The sequence below is a fragment of the Neisseria sp. HMSC066H01 genome (assembly GCF_001837375.1).
Lineage (GTDB): Bacteria > Pseudomonadota > Gammaproteobacteria > Burkholderiales > Neisseriaceae > Neisseria.
Genome location: NZ_KV832194.1, coordinates 217,941 through 239,248 on the forward strand (window position 1 = coordinate 217,941; position 21,308 = coordinate 239,248).

13 protein-coding genes are annotated in these 21,308 nt (G+C 50.9%); 8 read left to right on the forward strand and 5 right to left on the reverse strand.

Translation table 11 applies throughout. The features are described 5' to 3' along the window. Positions 1 to 26: 26 nt before the first annotated feature. The 3 genes from HMPREF2551_RS05195 to HMPREF2551_RS05205 all read left to right on the forward strand — a co-directional run bounded on the left by HMPREF2551_RS05195 (position 27) and on the right by HMPREF2551_RS05205 (position 4,555). The gene (locus HMPREF2551_RS05195; protein WP_070837595.1) at positions 27 to 974 is read left to right on the forward strand and encodes a DUF4424 family protein; all 948 of its coding nucleotides are present in this window, start codon (positions 27 to 29) and stop codon (positions 972 to 974) included. A 97-nt stretch (positions 975 to 1,071) separates the two neighbouring features. Next, positions 1,072 to 3,666: a DNA mismatch repair protein MutS gene (mutS, locus tag HMPREF2551_RS05200; protein WP_070837597.1), complete on the forward strand. Its 2,595-nt coding sequence runs from the start codon at positions 1,072 to 1,074 to the stop codon at positions 3,664 to 3,666. A 37-nt stretch (positions 3,667 to 3,703) separates the two neighbouring features. Continuing rightward, positions 3,704 to 4,555: a DUF5672 family protein gene (locus tag HMPREF2551_RS05205; RefSeq protein ID WP_070837599.1), complete on the forward strand. Its 852-nt coding sequence runs from the start codon at positions 3,704 to 3,706 to the stop codon at positions 4,553 to 4,555. A 43-nt stretch (positions 4,556 to 4,598) separates the two neighbouring features. Here HMPREF2551_RS05205 and HMPREF2551_RS05210 read toward each other — a convergent pair whose 3' ends face one another. Continuing rightward, on the reverse strand, positions 4,599 to 5,432 hold the full coding sequence (locus HMPREF2551_RS05210; RefSeq protein WP_070837601.1) for a DUF4198 domain-containing protein: 834 nt from the start codon (positions 5,430 to 5,432) through the stop codon (positions 4,599 to 4,601). A 252-nt stretch (positions 5,433 to 5,684) separates the two neighbouring features. Here HMPREF2551_RS05210 and HMPREF2551_RS05215 point away from each other — a divergent pair, with 252 nt between their 5' ends. From HMPREF2551_RS05215 to HMPREF2551_RS05225, 3 genes are all read left to right on the forward strand, one after another. Further along, the gene (locus HMPREF2551_RS05215) at positions 5,685 to 6,728 is read left to right on the forward strand and encodes a sulfate ABC transporter substrate-binding protein (protein ID WP_210400283.1); all 1,044 of its coding nucleotides are present in this window, start codon (positions 5,685 to 5,687) and stop codon (positions 6,726 to 6,728) included. A 77-nt stretch (positions 6,729 to 6,805) separates the two neighbouring features. Continuing rightward, on the forward strand, positions 6,806 to 7,864 hold the full coding sequence (gene dinB / locus HMPREF2551_RS05220; protein WP_070837605.1) for a DNA polymerase IV: 1,059 nt from the start codon (positions 6,806 to 6,808) through the stop codon (positions 7,862 to 7,864). Between the two features lie 115 nt (positions 7,865 to 7,979). Continuing rightward, positions 7,980 to 8,711, forward strand: coding sequence for a phosphoadenylyl-sulfate reductase (locus HMPREF2551_RS05225; RefSeq protein WP_070837607.1), 732 nt, complete (start codon positions 7,980 to 7,982; stop codon positions 8,709 to 8,711). 59 nt (positions 8,712 to 8,770) lie between these two features. Here HMPREF2551_RS05225 and recB read toward each other — a convergent pair whose 3' ends face one another. From recB to HMPREF2551_RS05245, 4 genes are all read right to left on the reverse strand, one after another. Then, on the reverse strand, positions 8,771 to 12,427 hold the full coding sequence (gene recB, locus HMPREF2551_RS05230) for an exodeoxyribonuclease V subunit beta (RefSeq protein WP_070837609.1): 3,657 nt from the start codon (positions 12,425 to 12,427) through the stop codon (positions 8,771 to 8,773). Positions 12,428 to 12,572: 145 nt separating this feature from the next. Further along, positions 12,573 to 16,331 (reverse strand): hemagglutinin repeat-containing protein, encoded by a 3,759-nt coding sequence (locus HMPREF2551_RS05235; protein WP_070837611.1) that lies wholly within the window; start codon positions 16,329 to 16,331, stop codon positions 12,573 to 12,575. 255 nt (positions 16,332 to 16,586) lie between these two features. Then, on the reverse strand, positions 16,587 to 18,254 hold the full coding sequence (locus HMPREF2551_RS05240) for a ShlB/FhaC/HecB family hemolysin secretion/activation protein (RefSeq protein ID WP_070837613.1): 1,668 nt from the start codon (positions 18,252 to 18,254) through the stop codon (positions 16,587 to 16,589). Between the two features lie 210 nt (positions 18,255 to 18,464). After that, positions 18,465 to 19,373: a Dyp-type peroxidase gene (locus HMPREF2551_RS05245; RefSeq protein ID WP_070837614.1), complete on the reverse strand. Its 909-nt coding sequence runs from the start codon at positions 19,371 to 19,373 to the stop codon at positions 18,465 to 18,467. Positions 19,374 to 19,476: 103 nt separating this feature from the next. Here HMPREF2551_RS05245 and HMPREF2551_RS05250 point away from each other — a divergent pair, with 103 nt between their 5' ends. Next, positions 19,477 to 20,565: a metallophosphoesterase gene (locus HMPREF2551_RS05250; RefSeq protein WP_070837616.1), complete on the forward strand. Its 1,089-nt coding sequence runs from the start codon at positions 19,477 to 19,479 to the stop codon at positions 20,563 to 20,565. A gap of 142 nt (positions 20,566 to 20,707) precedes the next feature. Continuing rightward, entirely contained in the window at positions 20,708 to 21,298 is a 591-nt protein-coding gene (locus HMPREF2551_RS05255) for a LemA family protein (protein ID WP_070837618.1), read from the forward strand. Positions 21,299 to 21,308 lie beyond the last annotated feature (10 nt).

The window sequence follows — 21,308 nt, forward strand, 5'->3', positions numbered from 1 at the left end:
ACGGCCTGTTTCAAAGGGGTTAAATCATGAAACAAAAAGCTTTAATCTTGCTCCTTCTGCTGACTGGGGCTGCTCATGCCAATGACAGTATGGGTACGGTCAGCACAAGCGGCATCAAATATCTGAAAAATCCGCATATCGATATGCAGAGCGAAGATTTGCACATCAGCGAAAAGCAAATCCGCGTACATTACAAGTTTAAAAATACTACAGCGCAAGACATTACCGAAACCGTCCTTTTTCCTTTGCCGATTGTTCCTGCTTTCACCGATTCCGACTTTGCCGACACCAAGGGCTTGGTGGACAGCTTCCGCATTTACGTCAACGGCAAATCTGTCCGCCCGCAAGCCCACGTCCGAGCCTATTTTGAACGGCGTAACGGCTCGTTGGTGGATGTGACCTCCGACTTGAAAAAATGTGGTTTGAGCGATCAGGAGTTGATGCACCCGTGGACACAAAACAAAGATGCCGAAAAGCTTAATAAGAAAATTCGTACTTGCAGCTCGCCTAAAATCAAATCCTTGCTTCCAGCCAGCGAATCAAACATAGTGGGCTGGACATCTTGGTCGTCGCAGATTATTTACAGCTGGAAGCAAACCTTTAAAGCCAACGCTGTAACCGAAATCAAACACCAATACACCCCGCTGGTCGGCGGCAGCTTCCTACCTTCGCTCAAAGCCAAAGACAGCAAAGCATTCATAGATGAGTACTGCATGGATGAAAACTTCCTCAACAACTTTAAAAATGTGAAAGAAGAAAAGGTCTATCACCATTTGGGCTATGTCTTGACCACAGGTGCCAACTGGGCAAAACCCATCGGTAAATTCACGTTGACCATAGACCGCGAGCCCAATACCGTGATTTCGCTTTGTTGGGACAAATCCCTGCGCAAAGTCGGGCCGAACCGCTTCCAAGCAGTCAAAGAAAATTTCCTGCCGAAGAAAGACTTGGACATTATTTTCGTTTATGACTAATCTTATTCGGCATATATAAAAGGTCGTCTGAAAGCTTATTTAGGTTTTCAGACGGCCTTTTGTTACAATAACGCTTTTGCGTTTCTAAGGCTTTTCCATGTCCAAACCCACCGTTTCCCCGATGATGCAGCAGTATCTCGACATCAAATCGCAACACGCCGACAAGCTGGTGTTTTACCGCATGGGCGATTTTTACGAGCTGTTTTTGGATGACGCGGTGGAAGCGGCGAAGCTGTTGGACATCACCCTGACCACCCGCGGGCAGATGGACGGCGTGCCGATTAAGATGGCGGGCGTGCCGTTTCACGCGGCGGAGCAATATCTGGCGCGACTGGTGAAGATGGGCAAAAGCGTAGCGGTATGCGAGCAGATAGGTGAAGTCGGTGCGGGCAAAGGGCCGGTGGAACGCAAAGTTGTGCGCATCGTGACGCCCGGCACGCTGACCGACGCGGCGTTTTTGGAAGACAAGGAAACCAACCGCATCGCGGCGGTGAACGCGGATAAAAAACACATCGCCATCGCGTGGGCATCTTTACAAAGCGGCGAATTCAAAACCAAGCTGACGACGGCGGACAAACTCGCCGACGAGCTGGCGCGTTTGCAGGCGGCGGAAATCCTGTTGCCCGAAGGCAAAAGCCTGCCTGACGGTTTTCAGACGACCTCTGCCAACATCACGCGCCTGAACTCGTGGCAGTTTGCCGCCGACGCGGGCACGAAATTGTTGACCGAATATTTCGGCTGCCAAGACCTGCACGGCTTCGGTTTGGACGGCAAGGAACACGAAGCTGCCATCGGCGCGGCGGGTGCGCTGCTGAACTACATCCGCCTGACGCAGAACCTGATGCCGCAACACTTAGACGGCATTTCGCTCGAAACCGACAGCCAATATATCGGCATGGACGCCGCCACGCGCCGCAATCTCGAAATCACGCAAACCCTCTCCGGCAAAAAATCGCCGACCCTGTTTTCCATACTCGACGGCTGCGCCACCCACATGGGCAGCCGCCTCTTGGCACTCTGGCTGCACCACCCCTTACGCAGCCGTGCCCACATCCGCGCCCGCCAAGAAGCCGTTGCCGCGCTGGGTTCGCAATACGAAACCCTGCAAGGTCGTCTGAAAAACATCGCGGACATCGAACGCATCGCTGCCCGCATCGCCGTCGGCAACGCCCGCCCGCGCGACCTCGCCGCCCTGCGCGACAGCCTGTTTGCCCTGTCCGAAATCGAATTGTCTGCCGAGGGCAGCAGTCTCTTAGAAACCCTCAAAGCCGTTTTCCCCGAAACCCTGCCCGTCGCCGAAACCCTCAAAGCCGCCGTGATGCCCGAACCCGCCGTCTGGCTCAAAGACGGCGGCGTCATCAACCAAGGCTATTGCGCAGAACTCGACGAGTTGCGCCACATCCAAAACCACGGCGACGAATTCCTGCTCGACCTCGAAGCGCGCGAACGCGAACGCACCGGCCTCTCCACCCTCAAAGTCGAGTTCAACCGCGTCCACGGCTTCTACATCGAGCTATCCAAAGTCCAGGCCGAACAAGCCCCCGCCGACTACCAACGCCGCCAGACCCTGAAAAACGCCGAACGCTTCATCACCCCCGAACTCAAAACCTTCGAAGACAAAGTCCTGACCGCGCAAGAGCAGGCATTGGTACTGGAAAAACGCCTGTTTGAAGCCCTGCTGAAAGAAGTTCAGACGGCCTTGCCGCAGCTTCAAAAAGCCGCCAAAGCCGCCGCTGCGCTGGACGTACTCTCTACCTTCGCCGCCACCGCCGCCGAACGCGGCTTCGTCTGTCCAGAGTTTGCCGACTACCCCGTCATCCATATCGAAAACGGCCGCCATCCCGTCGTCGAGCAACAAGTGCGCCACTTCACCGCCAACCACACCCGCCTCGACCACAAACACCGCCTCATGCTCCTGACCGGCCCCAACATGGGCGGCAAATCCACCTACATGCGTCAAGTCGCCCACATCGTCCTCATGGCGCACACCGGCAGCTTCGTGCCTGCCGATTCAGCCCAAATCGGACCCATCGACCAAATCTTCACCCGCATCGGTGCATCCGACGACCTAGCTTCCAACCGCTCCACCTTCATGGTCGAAATGAGCGAAACCGCCTACATCCTCCACCACGCCACCGACCAATCCCTCGTCCTCATGGACGAAGTCGGACGCGGCACCTCCACCTTCGACGGCCTCGCCCTCGCACACGCCATTGCCGAACACCTGCTGCAAAAAAACAAATCCTTTAGCCTCTTCGCCACCCACTATTTCGAGCTGACCAAACTGCCCGAAGCCCACGCAACGGCAGTCAATATGCATCTTTCCGCGCTCGAACAAGGACAAGACATCGTCTTCCTCCACCACATCGAACCCGGTCCCGCCAGCAAAAGCTACGGTATCGCCGTCGCCAAACTCGCCGGCCTGCCCAACCGTGCCCTCAAAGCCGCCCAAAAACATCTGGACGAACTCGAAGCCCAAGCCGCCGCCAACCGTCCGCAGTTGGATATTTTCAGCGCCATGCCGTCTGAAAATGGGGCAGATGAGGAAGAGCCGGAAATTGAGCCGGTTTGCCATGCCCAGACCGATGAGTTGGCCGAAGCGTTGGCACAAATCCAGCCCGACAACCTTACGCCGCGCGAAGCTTTGGATGCCTTGTATCGTTTGAAAGATATCTGCAACAAGGTGTCGTAAATAACTCAAAGGCCGTCTGAAACAGGAGAAACATATAATGAGTTTTGCTGACATTACCGTGGTTGGTATTACCGGTGCAGATTCTTATACCGAGGGCACGATGTATGCCATTATCCGCAGCTGTGCCGAATTGCCCGGTAGCCGTGGATTGCTGATTAGCCCGAGCTGTCCGCAAGATTTGCCGGAGAATATCCGACATCAGCCTTGCCGGCCATTCGGTTATTTGGAATACAATCTGTTTGTTTTGTACCAACTGATGTATTACATCGAAACCGATTATTGTTTGATTGTTCAGAATGACGGCTGGGTGTTGAACGGTCAAAACTGGCAGGATGCCTATCGGGAATATGACTACATCGGCGCACCTTTGCCGATTTTGTTAGAAACCAAAGCCGACGGGCAGTTTTTCCTGAAGGGGACCGACCAATATTTGGCCAAACAGCATCTGATTCAGAATTCTTCGAATTTGGACGAGCCGCAGAATGGCGGTTTCAGCCTGCGCAGCAAGCGGCTTTTAACCATGCCGAGGCAACTGGGCTTAAATGTAGAAATCCGGCCGCCTTTGCCGCCGAAAGACGGAAAAATGGCCGATATGGAATGGCTGGTGCGGCTGCACCACGAAGATATGTTTTTGACGGCGCAACACCGTTATACATTGCAGGACTTGGGTTTGAAATTCGCGCCTCCGAATATTGCGACGCAATTTTCTTCAGAATCACCGTTTATCAATCGAATGAGGAATGTCCCTTTAGAAAACGTCTTTGGGGCGCACTGGATGGGCAATGTGGTCTTGACCGGCTGCAACCGTGTCCGTTTTGCCCAATTAAATGGTGATGAGTTGGAAACATTATCCCGTTTTTTTAGAAATTTGGGTTATGAATTAGAATAAATAAAGGCCGTCTGAAAGTTCAGACGGCCTTTTTTAATGGCTGTTAATGATGATGGTGGGCATGGCGTGCGGCCGCGCGTTTGGTACCGACAGGCACAATCAGCGTCGCGTAAGTATTGTCTTTCTGACATACGCTTTTATCGCCGTAATCGGTCTCGTTCACCACTTTGATTTTCCACAAACCGTCAATCAGCGTAATCACATTGACCACGCCGTTTTTATCGGTTTTGCCGGAGAAGCCTTGAGGCTCGCGGTGGTCATGGGTTGATTCCAAGTCCATTTCGGCCAAAGTGTCGGAGCTGGCGGTAACGGTGGCTTTAACCAAAGGCTCGCCTTTGTACAGGACTTTGACCGGCAAAATACCGCCTGCTTTGACTGCGTTCGGATTTTTCAGCGGAACCAGTTCCAGCTCTTGGCCGATAGGGCGGGTCAATACCGCTTCATCGACTGCGCCGTTGCCCACTTGGACAAAACTTTTGCCGAACATTTGCGATTGTTCGCAATAGGTGGCACCGGCCAGCTGTTTCAAGGTTTGCTGTTTCCAGCCGTCTTGGTTTTTCGACCAGAAAGTCGGTTGGTAGGTCGCGCTGACCCAGTAGGAGCCTGCGGGCAGGGCGGCTTTGGAAACGTATTGATAGTTTTCGCCCTTATTCACCAAATCAACGGTTTTCTTTGAGCTGTCGGTCAATTGCAGCGGTTTGAAAATATGCACGCGGTCATCGGCAATTTTTTCGACATTGGGGAAGTCGTGGCTGTAACCCAAATCCGCATGCAGGATTTTGCCGGCAGGCTGATGTGCCGGAGCGGCCACCCAAACATCGTGCGCCTGCGCCGCTGCGCCCAATCCCAGCAATCCTAAAAGCATCCACTGTTTCATCGTTTCTACACTCCATCTTTCTATTATTGAACAAAACGCCTAATGATTCGGCGAATACGAACGGTACTCTTTTTTATTAACTTTGTAAATAATATGGTTTAGATTTTATAGTTATAAGTAATTATTTTTTGATTTCAGACGGCCTCGGTTTATATAACCAAAACTGATAAACCCAAAAGCAAACATTATTTCCCGTTTGCCTCCGATCCCGATAAAGTATCGCCATACTTTTAATAGGAGCCGACCATGAATATCCGTACCCTTTCTTTTGCCGCATTGACTGCCGCGCTGGCGTTGAGTGCCTGCTCGCCAAAATCCGAACAATCTGCCGACAATGCCGCTTCCGCAGGCAAGGCCGGTAATGTGAAGCTGTTGAACGTCTCTTATGATGTCGCACGAGATTTTTATAAAGAATACAATCCTTTGTTTGTCAAAGAATATGCTGCGAAAAACGGCGGCGCAACGGTTGAAATCCAACAGTCGCACGGCGGCTCCAGCAAGCAGGCTTTGGCCGTGGCCAACGGTTTGGCCGCCGATGTGGTGACCATGAACCAGACTTCCGATATCGAGCTTTTAGTGAAAAAAGGCCTGATTAAAGACGATTGGAACACGCGCCTGCCGGATAATGCCGTGCCTTATACCAGTAACGTCGTTTTCTTGGTGCGCAAAGGCAATCCGAAACACATTCAGGACTGGAGCGATTTGGCCAAAGACGGTGTGCAAATCGTTTTGGCCAACCCGAAAACCACAGGCAACGGCCGCTACGCCTTTTTGGGTGCGTACGGCTACGGCTTGAAAGTCAACAACGGCGATGAAGGCAAAACCCAAGATTTTGTGGCCGCATTGCTGAAAAACACGCCTGTGTTTGAAAACGGCGGCCGCGCGGCAACGACGACATTCAGCCAACGCAATATCGGCGATGTCTTGGTTACCTTTGAAAACGAGGCCAACTACGTCAGCAAAAAACTGACTCAAGACCAATTTGAAATCGTCTATCCGAGCTACACCATTATTTCGGAAGCACCGGTTGCCGTCGTGGACAGCGTAGTCGATAAAAAAGGCACGCGCGCCGCTGCCGAAGCTTACTTGAAAAACCTCTGGAGCGAACCGGCTCAAGAGTTGGCCGCCAATCTTTATCTGCGTCCGCGCAATGCCGAAGTGTTGGCCAAACACAAAGCCGATTTCCCCGATATTGAAACCTTCAATCCGAATGAGAAGTTCGGCGCTTGGTCGGACATCATGAAAAAATTCTTTGCCGACGGCGGATTGTTTGATCAGCTTTCCGGTAAAAAATAAGGTTTGAACATAGAGGCCGTCTGAAATTTCAGACGGCCTTTTGTTACAATAAGCCTTTCCCTTATCCACCTTTTCCCATGTCCCAACGCAAAATCATCCATATCGATATGGACGCATTCTACGCTTCGGTAGAACTGCGCGAGCAGCCGCACTTAAAAGGGCTGCCCGTCGTTGTGGCGTGGGAGGGTGCGCGCTCGGTCATTTGCGCCGCGTCTTATGAAGCGCGCAAATTCGGTTTGCACTCGGCCATGTCGGTGGCGACGGCGAAAAGGCTGTGTCCGCAAGCGGTGTTTGTGCCGCCGCATTTCGATTTGTACCGCCAAGTGTCGGCGCAGATTCATGCAGTGTTTCGACGTTATACCGATTTGATTGAGCCTTTGTCTTTGGACGAAGCCTATTTGGATGTTACTCAAAATTTTAAAAATATCCCGTACGCCAGCGAGGTGGCCAAACGCATTCGCGCCGAAATTTTTGAAGAAACCGGTTTGACTGCTTCCGCAGGCATTGCGCCCAATAAGTTTTTGGCCAAAATCGCGTCCGACTGGCGCAAGCCGAACGGGCAGTTTGTGCTGCCGCCACCCAAAATCATGGCGTTTTTGGAGAGCTTGCCGTTGGGTAAGATTCCCGGTGTCGGCAAAGTTACGCTGAAAAAAATGAACGCCCTCGGTATGCAGACTGCCGGCGATTTGCGCCGTTTTGAGCGCGGTGAACTTTTAAACCATTTCGGCCGCTACGGCTACCGCCTTTACGATTTGGCACGCGGTATCGACGAGCGGCCGGTCAAAGCCGAACGCGAACGCCTGCAAATCTCAACCGAAATCACTTTGCCCGAAGATTTGTCTTTGGCGCAGGCTTCAAGCCATTTGCCGCACCTTGCCGAAGACCTTTGGCGGCAGATTGAGCGCAAAAACGTCGAAGCCAAAGGCGTTACCCTCAAGCTCAAAACCCACGATTTCCGCATTATCACGCGTTCGCTGACGTATTCTTCCGTCCTGCCCGACAGCGCCTCGCTGCTTCAGGCGGCGCATACTTTGCTGCAACGCATACCGCCGCAACACGAAGACGCCTTCCGCTTGATCGGCATCGGCGTGAGTCATTTGCTGCCGAAAAACCAGCAGCAGACGCTTTGGTTATAAAGAAATAGAAAAGCATTCTTTCCGTTTGAAGATAGGGCGCAGGACAATATCGTTCCATAACCATATCGACAGCCGTTTCAACAGGCCGTCTGAAAATTATTAGGAACAACCAGCCATGTCTTTATTCCGCCCACAATTCTGGAAAATCCCCGAAATCAGCGATGACGAACGCCGCCGCCTGCCTGAGTTGGCGGCTGCTTTGGAGCGCCGTTTGCAAGACATTGCCGCGCGTTATCCGCAAGCCGTGTTCGCATCCAGCCTTGCGGTTGAAGATATGGTTATTACCGATGCCGTTTGCCGTCTGAAACTGCCCATCCGCATCATTACGCTCAATACGGGCAAACTCAATCCCGAGACCGCCGCGCTGATTGCCGAAACCAATGCGCGTTATCAAACCGAATTGGAAGTGTTTTATCCCAACCAGCAAACCGCCGATGAATTTGAAGCTGAATTCGGTACGACTGCCATGTACGACAGCGTCGAGTTGCGCCGCCGTTGCTGCCATATCCGCAAAATCGAACCGCTCAACCGCGCTTTGCACAACGCCCCCGCATGGCTGACCGGACAACGCCGCAGCCAGTCCGAAACGCGCAGCGAATTGAATTTTGAAGAGCGGGATACAGGCCGCAACATCGCCAAATTCAATCCTATTTTCGATTGGGAAGAGCAGGACGTTTGGGCATATGCGCACGAGCACCAAGTTCCGCTCAATGCGCTGTATCATCAAGGCTATCCCAGCATCGGGTGCGAACCCTGCACGCGTCCGGTCAAGCTGGGCGAAAATATCCGCGCTGGACGATGGTGGTGGGAAAGCAAAGACAGTAAGGAATGCGGTTTGCACAAATAATCAAAGGCCGTCTGAAAACGTTTCAGACGGCCTTTTTGACGGTTTAACAAAATGATTTATCAAGAATTTGTTTTTCGCTCGACAAAAGTGGAAAGCAGGGCGGTATCGATGTCCCATTTCCAGATGCCTCGATCCGAGCCGTCCATGCCGCGCAGGAAGAGGTAGCGGATGGCGATTTTGGGCAAGGGTTTGCCGCGCAGGGCATAGTAGCGCGCGATGGCAACGGCGTAGATCAGGGCTTGCAGGTAGTAGTGATGATGCGCCACGGCTTCGTTCATCGCCTGTTGCGTGTAGGCACTTGCATCGTTGCCCAAATGGTTGGATTTGTAGTCGATTAAAACGACATGGCCGTCTGAATCTTGGCAAACCATATCGATAAAGCCGTTCAAATAGCCTTGTAAATCATGGAAATCAAGCAGTTGCGCGGCTTGGACGCATTCGGGCGGCAGGTTTGTTTCGCTTGAGGCAAACCAACGGCGCAAGTCGTCCAGTTTGAAATCGTCCATGTACAGGGTGAACCCCATTTCGGGCAGGCGTCGGCTCGGCGGAATCTGCGACAGACTCTCGCCGATTAAAGGCGTCAGGCGGCAGGTGTCGAGCATGGTACTTACCGTCGGCAGCCATTTGTCTTCAAAGCTGTGGCGTTGCAAAACTTCGGCAATTATTTCGGATTGGCTCTCGGCAGAGGCGGCGAAGTCGAGTTTTTCCAGCATTTCATGCAAACATACGCCGGCATTGGTGCCGCGGGGAAAATGGTGGATATCGAGGCCGTCTGAAAGCGGGGACGGCAGGTTTTCAGACGGCATGGCACGGTCTGCGCTTTCTGCCGGATCGATGGCAGGTTGCAAAGGCTCGTGTTGCTCATCGGTTGACTTGGTATGCCTGCTCAAACCGGTAAAGCTGGTGTGGCGGATAAAGTCAAAATCGCGGCGTTTAATGCTCTGTGCATTCAAAGCTTGGTCTTGTTGGCGGCTGTATTGGTAGACGGTTTCCGGCGGGGCTTCTTCCGTGAAGGCAAACTCCGTATTTTCGGGCGCATTTTTGATAAAGCGTTGCCAGTTGGTTTTGAGCATTTCCACAACGTCTGTCGCGCTTTGATAGCTTTGGCTGACGCTTTCGCGGCCGGCCTCTGGCAAACCTTCGAGCAGATAGGCAAAAGGATTGTTCGGCGTACAGTTTTTGTTGGCGGCGGCGTAGATGTTGAGCTGTTCTTCGGCACGGGTAAGGGCGACATAGAGCAGGCGTAAATCTTCTGCCGTCTTTTCGTCGGCAAGGTGGCTTAGTTCTGCTTCCGAGGTTTGCGATTTGGCTAGCAGCTCGGTTTCGTGGTTGTCAGTATGCAGGATTTTCCAGTTTTCTTTGGAATTGTCTTTGGTATCCCACGCGAAGGGGCAGTAAACCAAAGGATATTGCAAACCTTTTGACGCGTGCATGGTAACGATTTTGACCAGTTTTTCGTCGCTTTCAAGACGGATGGTTTGCACGTCTGACGGGAAATGGCCGCTGCGCGCGCGGCTGATTTGTTCGTTTAACCATTTATGCAGGGCGGCAGGGTTGCGGCTTTGGCTGTCTTCTTCGGCCAAAAGCTCCAAAATTTGGTAGTAGTTGGTCAGGCTGCGTTCGTTGCCGCCCTTGAGCAGGCGTGTTTCGATGTCATGTCGGGCGGCAAACTGCTGTACGGCGGCAAAAATGCCGCCTTTCCGCCATTTTTCCATGGCCTCGGCAGACGACTCCAGCCATTTCAGCAGCTGATGTTCGTTGTGGTTGAGTTCGTAAATCTCTTTGGCGGTATAGCCGAACAAAACGCCGGTCAAGACAAAGCGCAGCCAGTCGGTTTGCCTTGGGTTGAGCCAAAAGCCGATCAGCGCGGACAGCGAGTCGGCCTCGGCAGAATCGAAAACGGACTGGCGTGACAGCAACACGCTTTGGATACGGCGCTGTTTCAGTTTTCCGGCAATCATCGCCGCTTCGTTGTTGGTACGGACCAAAACGGCAATATCGCCGGATTCCAATGCGCGACCTTTGAAATTCAGACGGCCTTCGGCCGCTTCATTGAGCGCAAAGGCAATTTCATCGGCGCAATATTCGGCGGCTCGGCTGCGCAAAATCTCTTTGCCGGTTTGGTCGTCCGTATTGATCCAGCGCACTTGGATAGCAGGGCAGTGTGGCGACAGCCGGCTTTCGGCGCGGCTGGCGGAGACCTCGCTGTAATCGATGTTTTCCAATACAAAGGGGTGTTTTTTTTGTTTGAACAAAGCGCTGATGCCGTTGATCAGCTTGGCATGGCTGCGGTAGTTGACGGTGAGGGTGTAATGCCTATCCGCATCTTGAGCGGCTTGCAGATAGGCGTAAATGTCCGCACCGCGAAAGCTGTAAATCGCCTGTTTGGGGTCGCCGACGAGAAACAGCGGGCAGCTTTGTTCGATAAAAATTTGGCGGAAAATTTCGTATTGCAGCGGGTCGGTATCTTGGAATTCGTCAATCAGCGCGATTTCCCAGTTTGCCGCTGCCGCTTTTGCCAATGCGTTGCCGTGCTCATTGGTGGTCAATGCCTGATGGACGTCCAGCAGCAAATCGTCAAACACGCGCTCGCGGCGTGATTTTTTTTGTTCGGCAATGGATTGGTTGATGTAGGAAAGGAGGTCGAGTTGCAGGCAGACGAAGACCGCTTCTTCCGCGCTTTTCATTGCCTGCAAATCACGGCCAAGATTAGCCAAGGCTTGCAGCTGAATAATTTCCGGCGCATCGGCATCGGCTTTATATTCTTTTTTCAGTTTGCTGTTGAGCGTGTCGATACTGAAGAGGCTTAATTTTTCTAGCGTTTGTTTGCTCAGGCGGGGCAGACGGTTGGATTCGGCGTTTGTTTTTAAATCGGTAAAAACATTTTCAAAGGTTTTTCGTTTGTAGATTTGGCCGTTAAGTTTGGGAAAAATTGCCCAAAACGCTTTTTCCAAGTCTTCCAACTGGCCGCAAATTTTTTCCCATGTTTCTTGAAGCTTGGCTTGGGCTTCTTGCAAATCGCCTTCAGGCCGTCTGAATTTCAGATAGGGGCGGCCGGTGTAGCTTTTGATTTCGGCAAGCATTTCTTCGGGCGTGCATTTCCGGTCAAAAACCAATTGTGCCAATGTGGCATCGGTTGCCACTTTCTGCCGCCAAAAGTCCTGCGCAGGAATCAGCAGCCTCTCGCGTGAGTCGTCCGACAGCTCGACATCCAAAGGCGCGCCGCACAAAAACGCGTAATCGCGCAAGACGCGCTGACAGAAGCCGTGGATGGTGTAAATCGAGGCGTTGTCAAACTGGCTCAGCGCGGCTTTGAGGCGGAGAATCAGGCGATGGCAGCTTTCCTGTCCGTCTTGCTCGCCTAAAGCCAAAGGAATCAAGCGATTGAGAAAGTCATCGGGGGATTTCTTCTCTTTTTCGTAATATTTGTTCAGGCCGTCTGAAATATGTTCCGGCTTGCCGCCCAAGGTTTGGATTTCGTTTAAAACCTGCAACACTTCGTCCAAACGCGCGCGCAAACGGGTTTTCAGTTCTGCCGTCGCCGCTTTGGTAAAGGTAACGACCAGAATTTTCTCGATGTCTTTTTTTTCTAAAACAATCAGTCGGGTAAAGAGCGCGGCAATGCCGTAGGTTTTACCCGTACCGGCAGAAGCTTCGATAAGGTTGGTGCCGTCGATGGAGAGTGTGAGCGCGTCAAAAGGTAGGACGGAAGACATGGTTGGAACGGAATAGTATTAGCGAGGCATTATCATAACAGAGATAGTGTGTGGTTTTGCATTGATGATAAAAATGCCGTCTGAAAACTTTCTGTTTTCAGACGGCATGTCTTAATGGCTATTCAAATGACTTCAATAGCGCATCTTAGTAACGCAAACGGCGTTTGGCGTAGCTTGGTTGGCGGGGACGGTAGGTATAACGGTTCGCCGCAGAAGCTTTAGTGTTGTCATAGTAGTGCACAACATTATTACCGTTGATGGCCGTATTGTTGACGCTCAAACCGGTTGGAGAGCCGGTAGTAATAACAACATTGTCGCTTTGGATGACGTTTGCCGTATTGGTTACGTTGGCGTCATTTTTACCTTTGGCGTTGATGCCGCCGTTTGGTTTGCCTGAAGCGTAGCTGCCGTTGACATTGACGGTCAGATTTTTTTCGTTAACGCTGCTGATCGCGCCGGAAGTATTGACTTTGTTGCCTTCTACTTCAATGGAGTTGTTGGATACCAAGTTGGTACCGTGCAGGTTGACGTCGCCGTTGTTGGCATTGATTTTAATATCGTTGCCGGCCGCTACATTCGCGCCTGCGGCGGTAGAAGAAGCGTTATCGGTTTTGTTGATGCCGACAGAGCCGTTGACGTGAGGAACGGCCACACCGGTTTCAACATTGATTGTCGCACCAGCGCCGATACCGACATTAACGGCTGTACCTTGGTTTGAGGCAGTATTGGCTGACTCGGTGAAGGTTACGCCGTTGCCTGCGGTAATGTTGACGTTGTTGTTGGCGGTAATGTTGGATGCGATTTCAGCAGAGTCTTTGGCGTTGATGACAACATTGGTCGCATTCATATCGCCTTTGACGGCGGTAGATTCTTTTTTGTTTTCATCAGTATAGTTGACGTTCAGGTTGGCATTCACATCAACGTTTGAACCGTCTTTGGTGTATGCGCCGACAGTCAAAGACGCGCCGCCTTGTTTGCTGCTGCTGTTGCTGGTGTTGTGGGCGGCAGTGTTGTGGTATGAACCTGCGTCAATGTTGATCGCACCGGTTACATCGTATTTTGTACCTTCATCAGACACTTTGTCATTTGCCAAAACGATGGCATTGCCTGCGTTGATGGTGGTAACGGTTGCAGTGGATTCATTGTGGGTCGAAGAATTGCCTTGACCTTGAGCAGTGATTTCACCGCCGATGCCTTTGTTGGTGCTGATGCCAACAGAAACGACTAAACCGCCGCCGTTTTGTTTCACATCGGATTTCGCGCCGCTGTGTGCCGCCGCATGGGTAACGTTTTTGGCAGACTCAATCACATTGCCGGTCGCATTAATCACGGTACCTTCTTGATTAATATTGCCGTTGGCAGTGATGGTGGTGTTGCCGCCGGTGTTGATGTTGGATACATGGGATGTGTCCGTTACGGTTGTTGCATCCGTTTTGGTGCTGGTAATGCCGACAGATACGCCGACGCCTGCGGCGTTATTTTTTCCGTATGCAGTGGCAGATACGCCCAAATCGGTTACGCGGCCGGATTCGGTTACTGTGCTGCTGCCTTTGGAGGCAACAACATTGACGTCATTGGCTGCGGAAATGTTGACGGATTCTTCGCCGTTGACTTGGCTGCCGCTGACGGTAACGTTTGAGTTGGAAGACAACTGGGTGTTTTTACCGGTCAAAATGCTGCCGCTCAGGCCGACAGAATGGGTATCGGTGTGGGTATCGGTGAATTTGATACCGGCTTTGGCAGTCACGCTGCCGTTTTCTTTATTGGTTTCGGTACCCGAGTAGCCTTTGATGGAATACTCGTTGACCTGTTTGTTTTCTACCGCTTTGGCAGCATCGATGGTCAAATCGCCTGCGGAAGCCAGTTGCAGTTTTTGTGCCGCAAACAATGCAGAGCCGATCACATTGATGTCTTTGTTGGAAACAACGGTCAGGTCGGCATTGGAAACCAGGGTGGAACCGGTTACTTTTTCAATGCTGCTGTTGCTGCTGGTTTTAGAGGTCGTGATATTGAAAATCGTACCTTTACGCGCGCTTTGTACGGAAGTGTCGGTGCTGGTGGCGTTTTTAATATCGACATTGCCTGCTTTGGAGCTGACGAATGTACCGGCTTGGCCTTCGACGGTACTGCCGTAAACGTTGACGCCGTTTTTTGCACCCAAGACTACGTTTGAGTTGGCAGTAATGCTGCTGCCGTGCAGGTTTTCGGTACGGTTGTTTTGAACTTGGCTTTCACCGCCGAACAGGCCGCCCCAGTATTTTTTCTGGTCGTCGAGGCTGCTGGTGTTGATGGTGGTTTGCGTACCCAAGTTGATGTTGTTGACATCGGTAACGACATTGCCGTTTGCCGCGATGCTTGCACCGTAAGTGCTCAAATCGCCTTCGGAAATCAAACCGATATCACCGGCTGCGGAGATTTTGGTTTCATGGGCGGTAGAGTTTTTGGAGGATTTTGTAGCGATACCGGTTTTCAGGGCAGCAGTTTCGTTTTTGAAGCTGACATAAGTCGAGCTGCTGTCGGTTTCGCTGTTGCTGCTCAATACGATGCCTTGTTGGGCGGCAATGCGTGCATCAGCAGCCGAGTTCAGTTCGGTTGCGTCCAATTGGACTTTGCCGGTGGTCGCAATATTGACAGAGCCGGCATTGATTTTGGTTTGATGTAGGCTTTCGTCAGTAGAGGAGCTCAGGTTGTTGTTGTACCAAAGGCCTTTGCTTTGAGTGTGGTCGGATTCTGTACGGTTGGTGGTTTTTACCGCGTTAGAATTGATGTTGCCTGTGGCAGAGGCGGTCAGCGCGCCGGCATTGATGTTGGCCGCGCTCAGGTTGAGGCTGCCGCTGTTGTTCAAAGTCAATGACTCGGATGCATTGATATTGCTGGCGGTAAAGGTTTCCGTTTTGTTGCGGTCTGAACGGAAGTGCTGAACATTTTGCGCTTCTTTGCCGCTGGAAGATTTGTTGGCGGAATGGCTGGTAACCGTGCCTTTGATGTCGGTATCGCGGGCAAACAATTCCATTTGTGCGCCGGTCAGGTTGGCGGACTGGATGCTCAGGTTGCCTTTGCTGTCGATATTCAGGTAGCGGGTACCGGTAATGGCGGCGTTTTGAATGTTTTGTTTGGCGCGTTTGTCAGTCGCGTGGATGCGGATGGTACCGGCGCGCATACTGCCGAAGATATGGCCGTCAAGAACCGGCGCATTTGAAGCTGCGTCTAAGGCTTCGATTTGTGCGGTTTTGTAGTCGAAGTTGCTTTTGCCTGAAGAAACGTTGATGGCGTCAGCGGCATTGACGTTGGCTGATTTGCCGACCACAACTTGCGGCGCGAGCAGGTCAACTACGCGGTTACCGCTCAAATTGCCGTTTACTTGCAGCTGTTTGCCATTGTCGCTGATATGGAAAGATTTCAACGCGCCGTCTGAAACGGTTGGTGTACCGACAACCAAGGATGCGCGGTTGGCATTCAGGATGCTGCCGCCGTTGTGGGTAATGCCGTTAGGGTTTGCCAAAACATAATCTGCGGCAATACCGAAGATCTCTTGTTGACCCAAAATCAAGGAAGGGTTTTTGCTGACTACTTCGTTCAAGATCACAGATGCGGCCTGACCTTGGAAGTTTTTGTTGGCAGATAGGTTTCCGGCCAGTTGGGATTTACCGGCGGACAGGGCGTTATTCAAAACGGCGCCGTGTTGGGAAACGTTGTACTTGTTGTATTGGTTGTGAGAAAGACCTTGGGCCGTTGGTGCGGCAATGTTGACGATGTCGACATTGTTTTGCTGCTGTACCGAAGTTTGGCCGATGGCTTCGATATTGGCGGCTACCGCTGCATTTCCCAGGAATGCAAAGCACACGGCGACAGTCACTTTGCCGGAAGCTGAGAGCTTAGGCTGATATAAAGTGTCGATTTTCATGGATTTTAATCCTTATTTATCGTGATGGAGAGTGAATCAGAAATCCCATATCGGGTATCGGATTTCTGTTGAGAAAACTTTTGAATGTATTAACATTGGTATGGAAATTTTTACAATCATACCACCAGTATGACCTTGTGTGCACTATTTCAAATGCAAATAAAATCCGCTCATCCTATTGATATTAATGGGAAATTAATAACGCTAAGATGAGCGGTTTATATATTGGATAAAAGGATATATATTTACATAATTTTAAAATGGAATGCGTAAAGAAACGGTTACATGATCCTGTTTTTCGCTGTTTGATTGGTTGGGCATGCGCGCAAAACCTTTGCCGTAGTCGGCAGAAAGCTGCCATTTGTCCGCCTTGCCCAAATTCAAACCTGCCACTAAGCCCATGGCGCGTTGCGAACCTTCGTGATGATTTTTGGCAACGCCGATGTCTGCGCCCAGATAAGGTTCGATATAGATGCCGTGAGGCGTATTACGGCGGAAATAAACGGTATTGCTCAACAGGACTGCGCTGCTTGCGCTCAAAGAAGTCGAACGGAAACCGCGTACATTTTGATAACCGACGATGTCCATTTCTTTGGCGGCAAACAAATCATGCGGGCTATATTGGGCATCGATTTGGTGATGGTTGCGCACGATCCATTTGCCCAATGGGCGGTTTTGAATCAAATTGCTTTGCAAGGATACAGAGGTATAGTGTTTGTCGAACGGTGTGTGTTCGGTATTTTTCGCAAACCCTTGTTCCACGCCGATATTGTTGAGCCAAATGCCGTTTGGCAGGATGGCCGTGTGCGACAGGCCGACTTGTGCCGAATAGATTTCCGGACTTTGCAATTCCAGTTTGCTGTCGGCAAATTTTGCAGTCTGTTTCACATAATCAATACCGGCATAGGCGGAGGTAATGTGTTTTTGACTGCGTGAGAATACGCGGTCTGCTTTGATTCCTGCCGCTTTGGATTTGGAGCGGTAAGCATAGCGCGTTACGCTGGGCGTTAGGATGCTTTGCGATTTCGACGCGGCAGCGTAAGTGCTGAATGTCCATGCGCCATAAGGAACTTGGTAGAACAGGCTACCACCGCGACTGTAATGGCTGTCGTGGTTGTTTAGATTGGTGTAGCCGTTTAGATAAAGGGAGTCGCTCAATCCCAACGGGCTGCCAATATTCAGGCTGCCGCGTAGCGTCGTAGTATTGGGTTTGCTGCCTTTATTGTCGATGGTAATGCTGCCGCCCCAATGTTTTTCGGCATCGTTGTTGAGTTGGATAGAGGCGGTGCCGTCATCATGCGGATAAACATCGATGCTGACGTTGTTGCCGGCAACATGGTTTGCCTGTTCGATACCTTGGTCAAGGTATTGGATGTTCAGCGGTTTGCCTTGATGATTGGGGAAGAGGGTGTCGACGTTGACTGTACGGGAGCCGCCGGTAATCTCACGGATTTTGCCTTCGATGACGGCCAATTTCAAAACACGCGCGGGCGTGGTTTCAAATTTGATTTGCGTGTGCGGATAGCCTTGAGCGATATACTCGGCAACGATGTCTCGGTTCAGTTGGTTGATGTTGTTTTGATTGATGCATTTGGGGAGCTTGGCTTCAATCTTTTTGGAATCGATAAGGGTAATGCCGGAAAGTTCGATACCGGTGTAATCCAAACATTCGATATTGTTTTCAGACGGCACCTCTTGTGCAACCGCGTCGTTATCTTGTTTTTTCTGTAAATCCCATGCCGACTGCTCGCGTTTTTGGATTTCAACCGAATGAATCTGGTCGAGATTGTCGCGGAAGTCTTTGTCGAATTGGTTAGATACGTTTTTATCGATTTGATCAGGCGGATTCGGCGTATTGGCCGCATAGGCGTTCAGTGCGGAGAGAATCAATACGGGTAGTGGAAGGAGGCGGGATTTATACATGGTGTCGTAATTTTATAGGATAATAATCGGGTTTATTTTATCGAAAATAGCTGTCTGGGGCGTATCAGTTTTTATCGTTGTCTGCAATCAGGGTTTATGAAGCAATAATGGAATCAATTTCTATGATGATACCATAAAAATATTAATGGGATTTGAATAACAAAAACCTGCCTTTGAAAAGGCAGGTTTTTTCAGACGGCCTTTGAGCCGTTAAAGATTTTGCAAACGTTCGACAGAAGGCGCGTAGTAGTAGGCGCCTGATACGGCTTTAGACAAATATTTCAGCAATAAGTCGGTTTTGCCGTCTGCATCGCCGAACATATTGAGCAGTTGGACTTCAATATTGTGCAGCGTGTTGCAATAGGAAGTGAACATCAAACCATGTTCGCCGCTGATTTTGCCGAAGGGCAGGCTGCGGCGGACAATTTTCAAGCCAACGCCGTTTTCTTTGACATTGACGCGGCCGAGATGGGAGTCGGGCAGGCGTACGTCTTTGCTGAATTCGTCATTGGCTTCTTTGCTGCGGCCAACGCTGGCTTCTTGTTCGGCAGTAGGAACGGCATCCCATTTTTTCAAATCGTGCAGGTATTTTTGCAGCAAAACATAGCTGCCGCCGGCATCAGGCTTGCCTTCGGGAATAATGGCAACATTGCGCACATTGTCATCGCCCTGCGGATTTTCCGTACCGTCGACAAAACCGTCCAAGCCGCGGTCTTCATACAGGCGCAGGCCGTGTTCTTCAGTGGCTACGCGGATGCTGTCGCCGAATGCGCTTAATACGGATTGTGCCAAGGCATAGGCGGCTTTTTGCTCGGTGGCTTGAATGTGGATATAGAGGTCGTGTTGGGTGGAAGGGGCAAGGCCGTTGCCCAATTCAGGGAAAGGTTTGATTTCGCTACCTTCGTCAGTATGGCCGAACGATTGCCATGCGCGGCTGCCAAAGGCAATGGTCAAACCCAAAATATCATTCGGAAAACGGGTTTTCAGTTTGGCCAAGGATTCCAAAGAAAGACGGCAGGCAGATTTGATGTCTTCATTGCGGCCGTCTGAAATATCTGCTTCGATAAAAATACCGGCTTGTGCGTGATCAGGAATAATAGCTGATTGAGGGTGGCTCATGATGATTCCTTTCAAAATATTATGGGTTTTTACGCGGGGGATTATACACTGAAAGTTTCAGACGGCCTAAAATCTGCCTTGTGATTTTTTAGGGTGGAAAGGCATGTTTGGCAAGATGTTTTTTGTGAGCGTCATTCTGTTGCAAGTGTTTACATTCGGGCTTGGGCGTTCGCTGCAATGGCTGTTTGCGCCTTGGATCGGCAAAGTCGGCAGGCGTTGGCTGATGGGTATTTCCTATTTCATTACAAACGGCTTGTTGGTCGGCTTGCTGCTGGAATTGGGGCATATGATGTTCCGCGTGGTGGCGTTTTGGATGGTAATCTTGCTATTTGTGATGTATGCCGCGTTAGCGACATTTATCCTGTATCTTTTGCTGCGCCGTTTTGTAGCACGCCAACCGCTTTCTCGAAGCCTGCGTCTGTTTGCGCCTTTGTTTGTGATCGGTTTGCTCGGTTTTGGGATGTATAACGCCTATACGCCCGTGGTCCGCCATCAGACTGTATTCATCAATAAGAAAATGGATAAGCCGCTGCGTATCGGCGTGGCCAGCGATTTGCACTTGGGGATTTTGTTCGGCGCGCGTCAATTGGACAAGCTGACGGACATCATGAAGCAGGAACAAGTCGACATGGTGTTGCTGCCGGGCGACTTGATGGACGATACCGTCGATGCGTACCTGAAAGAAAACATGAAACCGCATTTGCAGAAGCTGACTGCCCCGATGGGCGTTTATGCCACTTTGGGCAATCATGACTGGTTCCGCGATCAGAAGCGCATCAAACATGAATTGGAAGCGGCAGGCTTGACGGTTTTGGCCAATCAGGTTTTGGAAGTGAATGGTGTGTTGCTGGTAGGGCGGAGCGATGATTTGGATCGCAAGCGTCCTAGTGCAGAGCAGCTTTTGGAAGGTCAAAATACCCAATTACCGGTTTTATTGATGGACCACCGTCCTACTTCAATCGAAACCCATGCCCGGCTGCCGATTGATGTGCAGGTCTCCGGCCATGTCCACAACGGCCAAGTCGCACCCGCCAACCTTATCGTCCGTACGCTTTATCGTCTTGCTTACGGCTATGAGGCAATCGGCAACGGTCATTTCTTCACTACTTCGGGCTACGGCTTCTGGGGCATTCCCCTGCGTTTGGGTTCGCAATCAGAAGTGTGGGTTATCGACATCAAGTCAAAGCATTGAAATAAAAATATAAACTTCAGGCCGTCTGAATTTCAGACGGCCTTTTTTATGAAAATTGGGAAAAAATATTGAAATTAGATTATAATCGATGTAAATAAAATCAGCCACCGATATGAGTGGCATCATAACTAGGGAACTCACAATGGGCATTATCAGTCTTGCACTTATCTTTGTATCAATCGCCGCCGTCTTATTGTATTTCAAACAACAGTTGAAAGACCGCAAAAAAGACTGTCGCGAATCCTTTGTCTCTTTGCGCATTGCGCTCGACTGCCGACATCATGCCGTCCGTCATGTATTGGATGCATACAGCAAACACCTGCAAGAGCAGGGCATTGCATCGGATCAAAACGTTCAGCAGATGTGCGTCGAAGTTGAAACCGCATTGGCGCAAACCGCCAAAACATTTTCCGAATCCAAGATCAAACATCTGTGCGAAACCGAAACAGCATTGAATCATGCGCTGAAAAAATTACAAACCGCCGTCAACAGCCTTTTGAAACAACATCCTGATGAAAAATTGGCCGGTTTGATGGAAATGCTGGATGCTGCAGAAGCAGAAGTCGCATCGGCACGTCGCACTTACAACCGCAGGGCCGGAAGCTACAACCACCATTTAAACAAATTGCCCAACCGCCTTGTCGCCAAGCCATTAGGCTTTGACAAGCAGGCAAGTTTGGTTCGTTTTACGGAAAACCAAACGCAACGAATGAGCAGCAATATGTTGGTTTAAAAATTAAGCA